Raw genomic sequence first — 14,780 nt, 5'->3', positions numbered from 1 at the left:
CGCTCGTAGGTGTAGTGCCCCTAACAAGGACCGCGCATATGAAGAAGAAGAAAACACTTGGAATCGGCCTGGGCAGCGTCGTGCTGCTCTCCAGAGCACTCACCCCTTCCGCAATGGCCGCGTGCAGCAATACCGCACCGCCGAGCAATACCACCGTCACCTGCACGGGCAGCGGCCTCGCTGCAGTCATTGCGCAAACCGGCAGCACGGGCGTCACTATTAATGCCGATAGCACCGCTGCGGGCAGTTTCGTACGCACCGCCACGCCGGTCGTCTTCAGCGTCGACACCAACAGCACCATCAACAGCAGCGGCAACTTCTCGCTGACCGGCGGCGGCGGCACGGGTACCGTGCGTGGCGCCGTGCTGCTCGGCGTGGGCAACGGCAATCAGATCACCAATGCGACCGGCGGGGTCATCACCACGAGCGGCGCCTTCAACGACGGCATGGCCGCCAACGGCAGCGGCAACACCCTGACCAATAACGGCTCGATCACCACCAGCGGCCCCAACGCTTACGGCATGACCGCCACGTGGGGACAAACGAATGTCGGTCAGTTGAACAACAAGTTGATCAACACCGGCACGGTGACAACCTCGGGCAGCAACGCGCGCGCGGCATCGATTCTGGGCGGCAGCGGCAGCATCACCAATAGCGGCACGCTGTCCACCACCGGCTCCGCCAGTCCCACCGCTTATCTGCAAGGCAATAACGATCAGTTGATCAACAGCGGCACGATCAGCGCGAGCGGCAGCGGCTCGGACGCGGTGTTTTCGAACACGGCGGGATCGAGCTTCGTGGCGACGATCCAGAACCTCGCGGGCGGCAGCATCATCAGCCAGAACGGCTCCGGCATCCGCACGCTCAACGGCAACAGCACCATCATCAATGCGGGACTCGTGCAGAGCGGCATCGGCACGGCCATCACAATGGGCAACGGCAACAATTCGCTGATTCTGCAAACCGGCTCCGTGATCAACGGCACGGCCAATGGCGGAGCAGGAACGAATACGGTGACCCTGCAGGGCTCGGGCACGGCTTCGAATGCGTTCACCAACTTTCAGACCCTGCTGATGCAGGGCGCATTGTGGAACTGGACCGGCAGCGGGACCTTCACGCTCGCGCACGTGCAAACCGGCACGCTCAATCTCACCGGTACGCTCGGCGCGAGCGCCACGGCGCTCGTCGATAGCGGCGCGACCTTGCAGGCGAATGCGCAGAACCTGCCTTCCAGCGTCACCGACAATGGACTCGTGCGCTTTGCCCAGGACAGCGCGGGCACCTACGCGGGATCGATCAGCGGCACGGGCGCAGTCGATAAGACCGGCGCCGGCGTGTTGACGCTCGCGCCCGCTGCGGCGAGCGGAAACACCTACTCGGGCGGCACGACGATCGACCAAGGCACGATCGCCGCCGGTGCGGACAACGCGCTCGGCGCGAACACCGGCGGTCTCACGTTCAACGGCGGCACACTGCAATTGACGACGAGCTTCGACCTCGCCGGCACGCGCGCCATCACGTTGGCAGCGGGTGGCGGCACAATCGATACGCAATCGTTCGATACGACGCTCACCCAGGCAGTGAGCGGAACCGGCGCGTTGACGAAAGCCGGTAGCGGCAGCTTGCTGATGACGGGCGTGAGCACCTATAGCGGCGCAACCACGGTCGCGGCGGGCACCCTCGCGATCGGCGATGCGGCGCATGCCAACGCCGCGCTGACGGGCGGCGGCGCCACCACGGTCGCGGCGGGCGCAACGCTCGGCGGCTATGGCAGCGTGACAGGCGCGGTCACGAACAACGGCACGCTCGCGGTGGCGAATGCGTTGCCGTCGCTGGCAAGCGAGGGAAACGGCGCGTTCTCGATCAATGGCTCGCTGGTGAACGCCGGACTCGTGCAGATCGGCGGCCCTGCCGCCGGAGGTGTGGGCAACCTGCTGAACGTGACAGGCAACTACACCGGACAGAACGGCACCATCGGCCTGAACACCGTCGTCGCCGGCGACGGCGCGGCGTCCGATCGCCTCGTGCTGAGCGGCGGAACAGCCACGGGCTCGACGCACCTGCAAGTCACGAACGTGGGCGGCCAGGGCGCACAAACGGTTGCGGACGGCATTGAACTGGTTCAGGCGACCAATGGCGCCACCACGAATGCGAGCGCCTTCTCGCTGGCGGCACCGGTGAAGGCCGGCGCGTATTCCTACTACCTCGCCAAAGGCGGTGTGAGCGGCGGCACGACAGACAACTGGTATCTGCGCAATACGGTTGCGCCGCTGCCGCCAGGAGTGACGGCTCCACCGCCGGTCACCACGCCAGGCGAGCCAGCCGTTGTGGAATCCGGCGTACCGATCGCCGCCGCGGGTACGCCGCCTTTGCCTCCCGCACCGGCCGCGGGCTCGGCCGCCACGCCGCTGTATCGCGTCGAAGTCCCGGTGTACGCCGCGGCGCCCGGCGTCGCGCGTGAACTTGGCTTGATGCAAATCGATACGTTTCATGACCGGCAAGGCGATCAGGCCGTGTTGAACGACAGCGGCACGCTGCCTGCCGCGTGGGGCCGCGTGTGGGGCGGTCATAGCGTGCTGAGTCAGGACAGTGCGGCGAGTCCTCAATTCGACGGCTCGGTGTACGGCATTCAGGCCGGACAGGATCTATATGCCGACCGCAGCGCGAGCGGCCAGCGCAATCACTACGGTTTATTCGTCGGCTTCGCGCGTGCGACCGGCGACGTCGACGGTTTCGCGCTCGGCATGCCCAATCTCGCCGTGGGCCACCTGGCGATCAATGCTTACAGCCTCGGCGGCTACTGGACGCATATCGGCCCGAGCGGCTGGTACACGGACGCCGTGCTGATGGGGAGTTCGCTGACCGTCGATCCGGCCTCGCGCGACGGCCTCAACACGACGACGCACGGCAGCGCGGTGACCGGCTCGCTCGAAGGCGGCCTGCCGATTCCGCTCGGCGCGGGGCTCACGCTCGAACCGCAAGCGCAACTCGTGTGGCAGCATCTTTCGCTATCCGACTTCAACGATGGCGTGTCGAGTGTCGGCTTCAACAGCGGCAATACTTTCGTCGGACGAATCGGTGCACGCCTGCAAGGCCAGTTCGACGCGTTCGCGACAGCCTGGCGGCCTTATGTGCGGGTCAGCCTGTTACGCGAGTTCGGTTCCGACGACAAAGTCACCTTCGGCGGCGGGACCGTGATTCCGGGCACTGTCGGGCAAACCGCGGCGCAACTCGGCGCGGGCGTGGTCGGACAATTCAGCACATCGGGCAGCGTGTTCGCGACGCTCGGCTGGGTGACGAACCTGGGCGGCGCGCATCAGAGAACGGTGACGGGCGATGCGGGGGTGCGCTGGGTCTGGTAGTCTGGATAAGGCACACCGCGTCCCCATCTATGCCAGCATGACTTCGGCTTCGACATCCACCACCGCTCTCGACCCGCGCCCTGATTCTTCGCGCTTCGATCCGGCATCGCTGGCAACTTCAGATGCTGCTTCGGGGCGCGCTGCGGCCCTTGCTTCGGGCTCCTTCACGGGCAGCGCGCTGGATGACTTTCATCCGGCGGTCGCCGGCTGGTTCCTGAAAACGTTTCCCGCCCCCACCGACGCCCAGGCCGCGGCATGGCCGCAGATTCGCAGCGGGCGCTCGACCCTCGTGGCCGCGCCGACCGGTTCGGGCAAAACGCTCACGGCCTTCCTGTCCGCGCTCGACGAACTCGTCCAGCAAGGCCTCGCCAACGGCGGCGCCCTGCCTGACGAAACCCTGGTGGTTTATGTCTCGCCGCTGAAAGCGCTTTCCAACGACATCCGCATCAATCTGCAAGTGCCGTTGCAAGGCATCGCCGCGGAACTCGACGCGCGCGGCCTGCCGCCGCTCGATATCCGCACCGCAGTGCGCACCGGCGACACCACGCAACAGGAACGCAGCGCACTGAAAAAACGCGCGCCGCATATTCTCGTGACCACGCCGGAATCGCTGTACGTGCTGCTCGGCTCGGATTCCGGCCGCCGCATGCTGTCGACGGTGCGCACGGTGATCGTCGACGAAATTCATGCGCTCGCCGGCAGCAAGCGCGGCAGTCATCTGGCGCTCAGCCTCGAACGGCTCGACGCGCTGTGTCAGCGCCGCTTGCCGCGTATCGGCCTGTCGGCGACGCAGAAGCCGGTCAGTGCCGTCGCGCGCTTTCTGGTGGGTGGCGCGAGCATCGAAAGCAACGCTCCTGCTGACTGCGCGATCATCGACGTGGGGCACATCCGCGAGCGCGATCTCGCGCTGGAGATTCCACCTGTGCCGCTCGAAGCGGTGATGCCCAACGAAGTGTGGGAGCGCGTCTACGACCGGCTCGCCGAACTGGTCGCGATGCATCGCACGACGCTGATTTTCGTCAACACACGCCGGATGGCCGAACGCGCCGCCCGCCATCTGACCGAACGGCTCGGCAAGGATGCGGTCGCCGCGCATCATGGCAGTCTCGCCAAGGAACACCGTTTCGACGCTGAACAGCGGCTGAAACGCGGCGAGTTGCGGGTGCTGATCGCCACCGCCTCGCTGGAGCTGGGCATCGATATCGGCGACATCGATCTGGTCTGCCAGATGGGTTCGCCGCGCGCGATTGCGCCGTTCCTGCAGCGTGTCGGACGCTCGGGCCACCATGTCGGCGGCATGCCGAAGGGTCGCCTTTTTCCGGCTTCGCGCGACGATCTGATCGAATGTGCGGCGCTGCTCGATTGCGTGCGGCGTGGCGAACTCGACGCGTTGCGGATTCCGCGCGCACCGCTCGACGTGCTCGCGCAGCAGGTCGTCGCCGAGGTATCGAGCGCCGAATGGGGCGAAGACGCGTTGTTCGAAATGATGCGACGCGCGGCACCCTACGCGGACCTGGCGCGCGAACAATACGACGCCGTGTTGCGCATGCTGGCCGAAGGCTATACGAGCCGCAACGGTCCGCGCGGCGCCTATATTCATCGCGACGCCGTGAGCGGCACCTTGCGCGGCCGGCGCGGCGGCAAACTGGTCGCCGTGACGTCCGGCGGCACGATCCCCGAGAACGCCGATTACGCCGTCGTGCTCGAACCGCAGGCGATCAATATCGGCACCGTCAACGAAGATTTCGCCGTCGAGAGTCTGGCGGGCGACGTGTTCCAGCTCGGCAACGCGTCGTACCGGATTCTGCGCATCGAGAGCGGCCGCGTGCGGGTCGAGGACGCGCAGGGGCAGCCGCCGAATATTCCGTTCTGGCTCGGCGAGGCGCCGGGGCGCAGCGATGAACTGTCGTTCGGCGTGGCGCGTTTGCGTGAGCAGATTGGGCGCCTGCTCGATGGAGAAGAAGCGGATACGGCGGTCTCGACCCGCGCTCTGCAATCGCCGCGAGGCAAGTCCAAACGGACCACGCTATCTGCGGCAGACAAAGCGCGAACAACACCGAGCGCCACATCACCAACCGCCGTTGAAGACCCCGCGGCAGAGATCATGACCGCGCGCCTCCAACGCGCAATCGGCTGGCTGATCGACGTGCCCGGTCTCGACGAAGCCGCCGCCCGCCAGATCGTCGACTATCTCGCCCGCGCACGCGCCGCGCTCAGCGTGCTGCCGTCGCAAAACACGCTCGTGATGGAGCGTTTCTTCGACGAATCCGGCGGCACGCAACTCGTGATCCATGCGCCGTTCGGCAGCCGCGTCAACCGCGCGTGGGGCCTCGCGCTGCGCAAGCGTTTTTGCCGGACCTTCAACTTCGAACTGCAAGCCGCGGCCACCGAAGACGCGATCGTCCTCTCGCTGACCGGCAGCCATTCGTTCGTCCTCGACGAAGTGTGGCGCTACCTGCATTCGAACAGCGCCGAGCATCTGCTGATCCAGGCGCTGCTCGACGCGCCGCTGTTCGGCGTACGCTGGCGCTGGAACGCAACCACCTCGCTAGGCCTGCCGCGTTATACCGGCGGGCGCAAAACACCGCCGCAATTGCAACGCATGCGTAGCGAAGATCTGCTGGCGAGCGTGTTTCCCGAGCAGGCCGCGTGTCTCGAGAACATCGTCGGCGAACGCGAACTGCCGTGTCATCCGTTAGTGGACCAAACCGTCGACGACTGCCTGCACGAAGCGATGGACAGCGAAAGCTGGCTTGCCTTGCTGCGTCGCATGGAACAGGGCGACGTGCAACTGATCGCCCGCGATTTGCCGGCGCCCTCGCCGCTTGCCGCTGAGATCCTCACCGCCAAGCCGTACGCCTATCTCGACGACGCGCCGATCGAAGAGCGCCGCACCCAGGCCGTGCTGAATCGCCGCTGGACCGATCCGTCCAGCGCCGACGATCTCGGTGCGCTCGACGCCGATGCGATCGAAAGCGTACGCGACGAAGCATGGCCGCAGGCGCGCACCGCCGACGAGATGCACGAAGCATTGACCGGCCTTGCCTGCATCACCGAGGCCGAAGCGCGTAATGAAGAAGGCTGGCCGGCATGGCTCGCTTCGCTTGCCGAATCCGGCCGCGCGACCCGCCTGCGGATCGCCGCCGATAACGTGCTGTGGCTGCCCGCCGAGCGCCTGACCTGTTTCCAGGCGCTCTACCCTGACGTCCGGTTTGACCCACCGCTCACCGCGCCCAAAGGCTACACCGACACCTGGAACGCCGACGACGCCCTGCTCGACTTGCTGCGCGCCCGGCTGACCGGCTTCGGCCCACTGCCGGTACGCGCGATTTCAGAGGCGCTGAACTTGCCTGTGGCATCCGTCGAACAAACGCTGACGCGTCTCGAAGCGGAAGGCTATGTGATGCGTGGCCGCTTCTCGCCGGGAGCAATCGAAGAAGAATGGTGCGAGCGTCATCTGCTTGCGCGAATCCACCGTTACACGGTGAAACGCTTGCGACGCGAAATCGAGCCGGTGGAACGGCACGACTTCATGCGCTTTCTGTTCGAGTGGCAGCATCTCACGCCGGACACGCGCGCCGAAGGACGTGACGCTCTCGCCGCCGTACTCGATCAGATGGAGGGTTTTCAGGCCGCGGCCGCCGCATGGGAAGAAGACATTCTGCCGGCGCGCGTGAAGGCTTACGCCAACGTTTCGCTCGACGAACTATGTCGCGCCGGCAAGATCGTCTGGACCCGCCTGACCGAGCGGGCACGCAGTGCGGCGGGACCGGTGCGCAGCACGCCGATCGTGCTTTTGCCGCGGGCCCAGGTGCGCGTCTGGAGCGCGCTGATCGACACCTCGAAACAACCGGAGTTGTCGGCCAGGGCGCAGAGCGTCTATGACACGCTATCGCAACATGGCGCGATGTTTTTCGACGAACTGCTGACCGAAGTGAGCGGTTTGCGTATCGAACTGGAGAACGCGCTGGGTGAACTGGTTGCAGCGGGTCTCGTGAATTCCGACAGTTTCGCCGGCTTGCGCGCGTTGTTGAAACCCGTCGCCAAACGCAGTGCTTACGCGAGTAGCCGGCGTGTCAGGTCGAGTGCATTGATCGGAGGAATGGACGACGCGGGACGCTGGGCGCTTATCAAGCGTCCGGTGAAAGCGAAACTCGCGAGACCCGAAAGCAGTGACGGCAATGGCAACGAGAATGGCGGAAAACCCACGTTAGCCGGACAGCGTGCGCCACTTGCACTCGACATACTCGAACACATTGCGATGACCTTGCTGCGCCGCTATGGCGTGGTGTTCTGGCGCCTGCTCCAACGCGAGGCCGAATGGTTGCCGCCGTGGCGGGACCTGTTGCGGGTGTTTCAGCGGCTCGAGGCACGTGGCCAGGTACGGGGCGGGCGCTTCGTCAACGGTCTTGCGGGAGAACAATTTGCTTTGCCCGAGGCCATTCCGTTGCTGCGCGAAGTACGTCGGCATGCGAACGACGGCGTGTGGGTATGCGTATCGGCAACCGATCCGCTCAATCTCGCCGGCACCTTGCTGACCGGCGACAAGATACCGGCAGTAGCGGGTAACCGCCTGCTGTTTCGCGACGGCATCGTGGTCGCGACACTCGTGGCGGGAGAATTCCACTTTCTGCCGGCACTCGGCGCCGAAACCGACGCCAATCTCAGGACAGAGGCCCGCCTGCGGCTTGCGCAGCGCCATTGATCAGGCATCGCGCCTGTTCTGTGATCGACTTCTAGCGGCCTCGCCAGGCATCGTCCCTGGCTATCCGGCAGATCAAACTGTGCGCCAATTTGCCACTCTCTGAATCGGTATTCAGGATCACAAATCAATTACCCTTCTGCGACACTCATCCTCGAGTGGTGAGTCCGATACGTAAAGATACCTGACGATACGTAACGTCACGGATGACTTTTTAGTCCGCGACAACGAACTGCTTGCCGGCTCATTTTCTATCGCAGTCTGCGCGGCTTGAACGGAACCGAAACGGCCGCCTATTCGAAGGAGCAGCACATGTGGTCCAGTGATGCAACGAAAAATCTCATCTTGTCGCAGTCGGTCGGAGAGGTCGCCAATACATCGATTTGCGCCACGCCTGACGGCGGCTTCTATGTCAGTTGGCTCGATGCCGACGAAGGCTATTCGTTATTTCTCCAACGGCTCGATGTGCACGGCAACGCCATGTGGGCGTCCAACGGCAAGCTGATTTGTCGTCGCGATATACGAAGCATTATCACGTATGGCTTGAGCGTCGATCCGGACGGCAATGCGATTGTCGGTATAGATGCAGGCATTGCGGCGCTTCACGCACCAGGCGGGCCGGTACTTGCATTCAAAGTTTCGCCCGCAGGTGACTTCTTGTGGGGTTCGACAGGCATCACGCTGTCGCCGCCGGACGTGGTGGTTTCAACGGTACTCTGTTGCGCCACAAGCGATCGGGGAGCGGTTTTTACGTGGGGGAAAACGGAACAGGAAGACCTGATCAGCCTGACAAAACTCGATGCCGCGGGAAATCAGGTGTGGGCGACGAACGTGGCGCGCGATACACCCGACGCGGCGCTCACGCCCACGAACATTATTGCGTCGGACAACGGCTCGGTGATCTACGCCTATGTTCAAAGCATCAACAAAATGAGCGGTACCTACAACAGCGTGTTCACGCAGAAGCTGGCGGCCGGGAACGGCGCCAATCTTTGGGGCGACACGCCAGTCACGGTGGTCGACAGCAGCGTTGCCACCGGCGTGACATTGCCGATGGGCGTCGTGCCGACGCTGATCACGGATAGTGCCGGCGGGGCCGTGTTTGGCTATTCGCTCACTGACACAACCGAACGAATTTACGTACAACGCATGAATTCGACCGGCCGGCCGTCGTTCGCCCCGAACGGCACGCCGGTATCAGGGAACTTGATCGACGCTTCGGCGGCGCGCTTTGGTTTCGATCCACGCGACGGCAGGGTTTATATCGCGTGGAATGCCAATTACACCGGTATGTCCGGCGTGCGGGCACAATGCCTCGATAACGCCGGCGCGCTGCTGTGGGACGAGGCCGGCGTTGCCCTGGCGGCGTACGAGCCGCTGGCCTTCATGTCGCCAGTCGCTATGTTGCCTGTGACAGGTGGCGTAATCGCCGCGTGGATACAACAGCCGCCGCAAGCGGCCTTTTTGCCGCAACCACTGCGCACTTCCATGCTGGATCCGAGCGGCGCGCCAGTCTGGCAAAACCCGGTTGTGGACGTCAAAACTTCTGCCACCAGCACGACCGACAACGCTGTTGGAGCGCTCAGCACAGCAGGCTATGGCGCGTTTGCATGGACGAGCGACGACTACACGGTGCGGGCGCAGAACATCAACCCGGACGGCACGCTCGGCGTAGCGTCATAACATCAGATGTAACGACGCACCGGCAGGCGCAAGCGTCGGCATCGCAACCCAACGTGCTTCCAGCTACGCGAGGCCGCGTACCGTCCCTGAGGACCGGAATGGCGCGTGCCTTTTCCCTCCGCAAAAGCAAAAAAGCACGCTTGTGCCAGTATCTAACCAAGCCCCCAACCCGCTGCCAGCAAGCCGGAACTACCGGCACACAATGCGCCTACAACGCACCCACGACGCACCAGCGCGAATTTTCAATAAAACCTTAACGGTGTGGGCTTATAAAAAAGCCGGCCATCCCAACCGTTAATGTTTATAGGCCCGAACTGCAGCCGCTTCGCTACAATAGGCCAGTCTTTAAGTATGATGAAGACTGGCTGCCGCCAATCCGGCTTCACGAGCGGCTCACCGGCACACACCGCCCGGGGATCTCATGAATGACGACCAACACGATCAGGTGCTTTTTGCGCAGTTCGGCACAAGCAGCCCCTGCTGGCGTCTGTCGAACGACAGCAACGCATTGGAACTCACGCCCGTCACCGGCGACGTGCCGGCCAATGTCGCCATTCCACTGAATCCCCAACAGGCTTCGCAAATCCGTTGCCTCACCGGCGTCACCTCGCATCTCATCCTCGACGTGCGGCTGTTCGGCGAACCGCTGCGCCTGCATCTCGTCGGTAAAAAACTCGCCAGCAATACATGGGCCGGCACCGCCTCGGCCTACGACGATACGGAGTCCGTCGCGCGCGATCTGGTGCACGGTCTCTCTTTCGCCGAACAGGTCGTCTCCGAAGTCAATTCGGTCGTGGTGATCGTCGACAGGCACGGTCGAATACAACGCTTCAACCGTCTCGCCGAGGAACTCACCGGCGTGAAGGAAGAGGACATCGTCGGCCGCAATGTGTGGGCGCTGTTCATGTCCACCGAATCCGGCGCGGCGTCGAGCCAGAACATTACGGGGTTCTTCAATCGCGGCGTCTCGTATGAAGTCGAGCGGCGCGTAAAAACCCTTCGCGGCGAACGGCTATTCCTGTTTCGCAACAAGTTCGTTCATAGCGGCAGCGGCGTCGAAGAACAGTTTCTGATCTGCTCGGGCACCGACATCACCGAAGAACGGCTCGCGCAGGAACGGCTCACCGAACTGGCGAACACCGATTCGCTCACCGGCCTCGCCAATCGCAACGCCATCCAGGACAAGATCCGCGCCGCGATCGAAGCAGCCGCCCCAGGCGAGTCGGTCGGCGTGCTGTTCCTCGATCTCGACAACTTCAAGAAGGTCAACGACCACTACGGCCACGTGTTCGGCGACCGGCTGATCCGCGATGTGTCGGCGGCCATCCGCACCTGTCTGGACGAAGGCGATGCGCTCGCGCGACTCGGCGGCGACGAGTTCATCGTGCTCGCCGCCAAAAGCACTGCCCATGATCTCGAAGCCACCGCGCAGCGCATTCTCGAACGCCTGCGCACGCCGTTCGGCCTGGGGCTCGTCGAGGTCTACACCGGCTGCTCAATCGGCATCGCGCTGTATCCGGAACACGGCAACAACCTCGAATCGCTGATCCGTTCGGCGGACACGGCAATGTACGTTGCCAAAGACGAAGGCAAGCGCACCTACCGCGTGTTTTCGCCCGACATGAACCGTAAAGTCGCCGAGTACATGTGGCTCGACACCAATCTGCGGCGCGGTCTCGAAGAGGGGCAGCTAACCCTGCACTACCAGCCCAAGCTCGTGCTCGCCACCGGCGCGGTACAAGGCGTGGAGGCGCTGGTGCGCTGGAATTCGCCGGAGCGTGGGCAGATCATGCCGGTCGAGTTCATCCGTTATGCTGAAGAATCCGGGCTGATCGGCGTGCTCGGCCGCTGGGTCATGGAAACGGCCGCGAGGCAAGCCGCCAAATGGAAGGCGGACGGCTACAACCTGCGCGTCGCGATCAACGTGTCGGCACGGCAACTGGTCGACACCGCCGTGGTGCGGCATTTCAGCGAAGCACTGCAACGAGCCGGCCTCGACCCGTGCCTGATCGACCTGGAACTCACCGAGAGCTGCCTGATCGAGGACGAAGCGGCGGCGATCGATCTGATCACGCAGTTCCGCCAGCTCGGCGCCCAGGTGCATCTGGACGACTTCGGCACCGGCTATTCGTCGTTGTCGCAATTGGGCCGTATTCCGCTCGACGTCATCAAGCTCGATCGCAGTTTCGTCCGTTCCATCAATGCCGATACCAAAGCGCAGGCACTCGTACGCTCAATGGTGGCGGTCGCGCAGGAACTGAATTTCAAGGTCGTCGCCGAAGGTATCGAAACCGAATCGGAAGAAGTGTTCATGAAGGGGCTGGGCGTCGACTACGTACAGGGCTTCCTGTACGGCCAGGCCATGCCGGCTGCGGAATTCGAAAGCTGGTTGCAGGATCGGCAGAAGCTCAGATTGATTGCCTGAACGCCGCGCACTACGGGAAGTTCCAAGGGGACGGAGCCGCGGGAAGTCCCCTTACGGGAAGCCTTGAAGAAAGTCCTCCTAGGGGAGCTCCGAAGAAAATCCCCCTGAGGGACAGGACCGCAACTGCCGCTCCATCACACCGGGACACAGATCGATTCAGGCGAAATTGGCCGCGCTGGAGGCCGTCTGCCGCAGGTTCGAATGACGGCGGTTTTGCAGCATCACCAGCCGCTCCATGAAGGCGAGGTCCTTCTCCTCGATCATGAAGGCGGCATCCACCCAGTCCTCGGTAATTTCCATCAGCTCGGCGCGCGAAAGTTGCAGCACGCGCTGGCGTGCCCGCAGCATCGCGCGGATGCCGTTCATCTTGGGCCTGAGCGTGTCGATGAAGGTACGCGTCGCCATATAGGCGTCGCCCGGTTCGAACAGCTGGTCGACCAGTCCCTTGCTGAAGTGCCACTCAGCCGTATGCGATTCGCCTACGCCGATCAACTCTTCAGCGAGACGCATGCCCGCCTTGCGCGCAACCAGCGAGTAACCGCCCATGCCCGGGAACAGGTTGAACGCGATCTCGGGAAAGCCCATCCGCACATCGTTCTGCGCCAGCAGAAAATGATGCGCGAGTGCCGCCTCGAAGCCTCCTCCGAGCGCCGTGCCCTCCACCATCGCGATTGAAATCGCGCCCGTATCGAAACCGCGCGCCGCCGCGTGCACACAATCGACGCAAGCGCGCGCGTACGCCATCAGCGCCTGGCGTTTGCCGGAGCGGATCGAGTCCGCAAAAAAATCGAGGTCGCCCCCGACGTTGAACATGGTTGGAATCAACGATCCGGTCACCCAGAAGTCGATCGGCAAGCCGGACTCTCGTGCTGCCTGCGCGAGACCCAGAATGTCGTGCACCAGATCGAGATTAAAACAGGGACGCGGCTGCGCCCGCAGCATCATCCACATGATGTTGCGGCCTTCTTCGTAGTAAGCGGAAATTTGCGACAAATTGCCGGCTTCGATGAACGGACGGCAGGCGTGGTGGCTATGCAGATTCATTTTGAATGGTCCTTTTAAGGTTAAACACTGGCATTGCAATGCGAGCCTAAATCAGACCGGAATGGGATGGGAGCGGGGTAACCAACAGATGATTGCAACACGCGTGCTAAGCCCCGTCAGACGGCGCTCGGCAAGGAGATAAAGCGGATGAAAAAGAATGACGCAGACGCAAACGCTTGCGCACCGGAGTTGGGCGAAATTAGCCCACAGAAGAACATCTGGCTCGCAATAAATTAGCGAGCGAACAAAGCTGGAATTTCTTGCCGGATTTGAAAGGAAAAGAAATGTTTTCGATTATGTAATGCAATCGAAGATATCGCTCTCCAGATACTTGTTTTTTATTTGTGGGCTAGCAGACGGAATATTCAAATTGCATATTTAAACGCAGGCGCCGCAAAGCGCCCGTTGATTGACAAGCAATCGCTATTGCAACTGGGCGGACCACCGCTCAACCTGCTCCGTGCTCATACCGACGGCCAGCGCCGCTGCGCGAATCTGCGCCCACGTGGCGGCATCGACCGGGATACCTTCGGCCTCGCGTTGCGCGCGCGTCACCCGCTCCGGTTCGCCGGGCTCATAGATATGGTTCGTGCCGGCCGCGAGCGGCGAAGCCTTCACCCAGTCGATGAATGCATCGGCTTCGGCTTGCGCGCCGGCGGCGTCGAACGCAGCGGGATCGACGATCACTGAAAGCATGCAGTTGATGATCGCATTGGTCGTGCCGAGCGTGTCCGCGTGCGTGGTGAAGCCGCCCGACAATGCACCCGCGAAAATCTCGCACATCGCCGCGAGTCCAAAGCCCTTGTGACCACCGAACGGCGTCAGCGAACCGAACGGCGCTTCCTGCATAACTTTGGGTTCGAGGGTTGGAAAGCCCTCGTGATCGATCAGCGCGCCAGGCGGCACCTGCTTGCCCTGGTTATATGCAACACGCGTCTTGCCGTACGCCACCGTGCTGGTCGCGAAGTCGAGTACGAGCGGCGGCTTGCCGGGCCGTGGATACGCTGCGCAAAACGGATTCGTGCCGATGCGGCGGTCCGCGCCGCCGAACGGCGCGACGAGCGGATCGCCCGCCACGTTGACGAAATGGAACGATACGAGGCCGGCGCGCGCGCATTGTTCGGCCCAGTGGCCGATGCGGCCGATGTGGTGCGCGCCGCGCAAGCCGACCGCGCAGATGCCGAGGCGTTTGGCGCGCTCGATACCCTGCTCCATCGCCTCGAACGCGACCACCTGGCCGAAGCCCCTGGCGCCTTCGACGGTCAGGACCGCGCCGGCGTCCTTCACGACTTGCGCATGCAGGTTCAGTTGCAGTTGCGCGTCGGCCAGCGACGCCACATAGCGCGGGATCATCCCCACGCCATGCGAATCGTGACCGGTCAGATTCGCCGCCACCAGATGATCCGCGACCAGCTCGGCTTCGCGCGGCGTACTGCCCGCCTGCTCCCAGATCGCCCGTACGTAGGCATGCAATTGATCGGCCGGAATCCGGGGCGTGGGGAGGTGAGCAGTCGCGTTATCGGTCATTCACAGGGTCGGCGTGGGTGGAAAGATCAAGGCAAAA

6 protein-coding genes are annotated in these 14,780 nt (G+C 63.3%); 4 read left to right on the top strand and 2 right to left on the bottom strand.

Annotation, left to right across the window (positions count from 1 at the left end; all coding sequences use genetic code 11):
* Positions 1-38 precede the first annotated feature (38 nt).
* From ACOSV0_RS29030 to pdeR, 4 genes are all read left to right on the top strand, one after another.
* The gene (locus tag ACOSV0_RS29030; protein ID WP_434110485.1) at positions 39-3,362 is read left to right on the top strand and encodes an autotransporter outer membrane beta-barrel domain-containing protein; all 3,324 of its coding nucleotides are present in this window, start codon (positions 39-41) and stop codon (positions 3,360-3,362) included.
* A 37-nt stretch (positions 3,363-3,399) separates the two neighbouring features.
* Positions 3,400-8,067 carry a DEAD/DEAH box helicase gene (locus ACOSV0_RS29025; RefSeq protein WP_434110484.1) on the top strand — a complete coding sequence of 1,556 codons (4,668 nt, stop codon included), beginning with the start codon at positions 3,400-3,402 and terminating at the stop codon, positions 8,065-8,067.
* A gap of 309 nt (positions 8,068-8,376) precedes the next feature.
* On the top strand, positions 8,377-9,747 hold the full coding sequence (locus ACOSV0_RS29020; RefSeq protein WP_434110482.1) for a hypothetical protein: 1,371 nt from the start codon (positions 8,377-8,379) through the stop codon (positions 9,745-9,747).
* A 421-nt stretch (positions 9,748-10,168) separates the two neighbouring features.
* Positions 10,169-12,172: a cyclic di-GMP phosphodiesterase gene (pdeR, locus tag ACOSV0_RS29015; RefSeq protein ID WP_434110480.1), complete on the top strand. Its 2,004-nt coding sequence runs from the start codon at positions 10,169-10,171 to the stop codon at positions 12,170-12,172.
* 156 nt (positions 12,173-12,328) lie between these two features.
* Here pdeR and ACOSV0_RS29010 read toward each other — a convergent pair whose 3' ends face one another.
* Positions 12,329-13,216, bottom strand: a complete 888-nt coding sequence (locus ACOSV0_RS29010) for a crotonase/enoyl-CoA hydratase family protein (protein WP_434110478.1) — start codon at positions 13,214-13,216, stop codon at positions 12,329-12,331.
* 423 nt (positions 13,217-13,639) lie between these two features.
* Positions 13,640-14,743, bottom strand: coding sequence for a malate/lactate/ureidoglycolate dehydrogenase (locus ACOSV0_RS29005; RefSeq protein WP_434110476.1), 1,104 nt, complete (start codon positions 14,741-14,743; stop codon positions 13,640-13,642).
* Positions 14,744-14,780 lie beyond the last annotated feature (37 nt).

It is taken from the genome of Paraburkholderia caffeinilytica (assembly GCF_051027425.1).
Lineage (GTDB): Bacteria > Pseudomonadota > Gammaproteobacteria > Burkholderiales > Burkholderiaceae > Paraburkholderia > Paraburkholderia caffeinilytica_A.
The sequence above is the reverse complement of the archived record's forward strand: the minus strand, read 5'-3'. Positions and strand labels throughout refer to the sequence as shown.

Bases quoted from the DNA above. Each gene is read 5' to 3' on its own strand.
- ACOSV0_RS29005 (WP_434110476.1), bottom strand. From the start codon at position 14,743: ATGACCGATAACGCGACTGCTCACCTCCCCACGCCCCGGATTCCGGCC.
- ACOSV0_RS29025 (WP_434110484.1), top strand. From the start codon at position 3,400: ATGACTTCGGCTTCGACATCCACCACCGCTCTCGACCCGCGCCCTGAT.
- ACOSV0_RS29030 (WP_434110485.1), top strand. From the start codon at position 39: ATGAAGAAGAAGAAAACACTTGGAATCGGCCTGGGCAGCGTCGTGCTG.
- ACOSV0_RS29010 (WP_434110478.1), bottom strand. From the start codon at position 13,216: ATGAATCTGCATAGCCACCACGCCTGCCGTCCGTTCATCGAAGCCGGC.
- pdeR (WP_434110480.1), top strand. From the start codon at position 10,169: ATGAATGACGACCAACACGATCAGGTGCTTTTTGCGCAGTTCGGCACA.
- ACOSV0_RS29020 (WP_434110482.1), top strand. From the start codon at position 8,377: ATGTGGTCCAGTGATGCAACGAAAAATCTCATCTTGTCGCAGTCGGTC.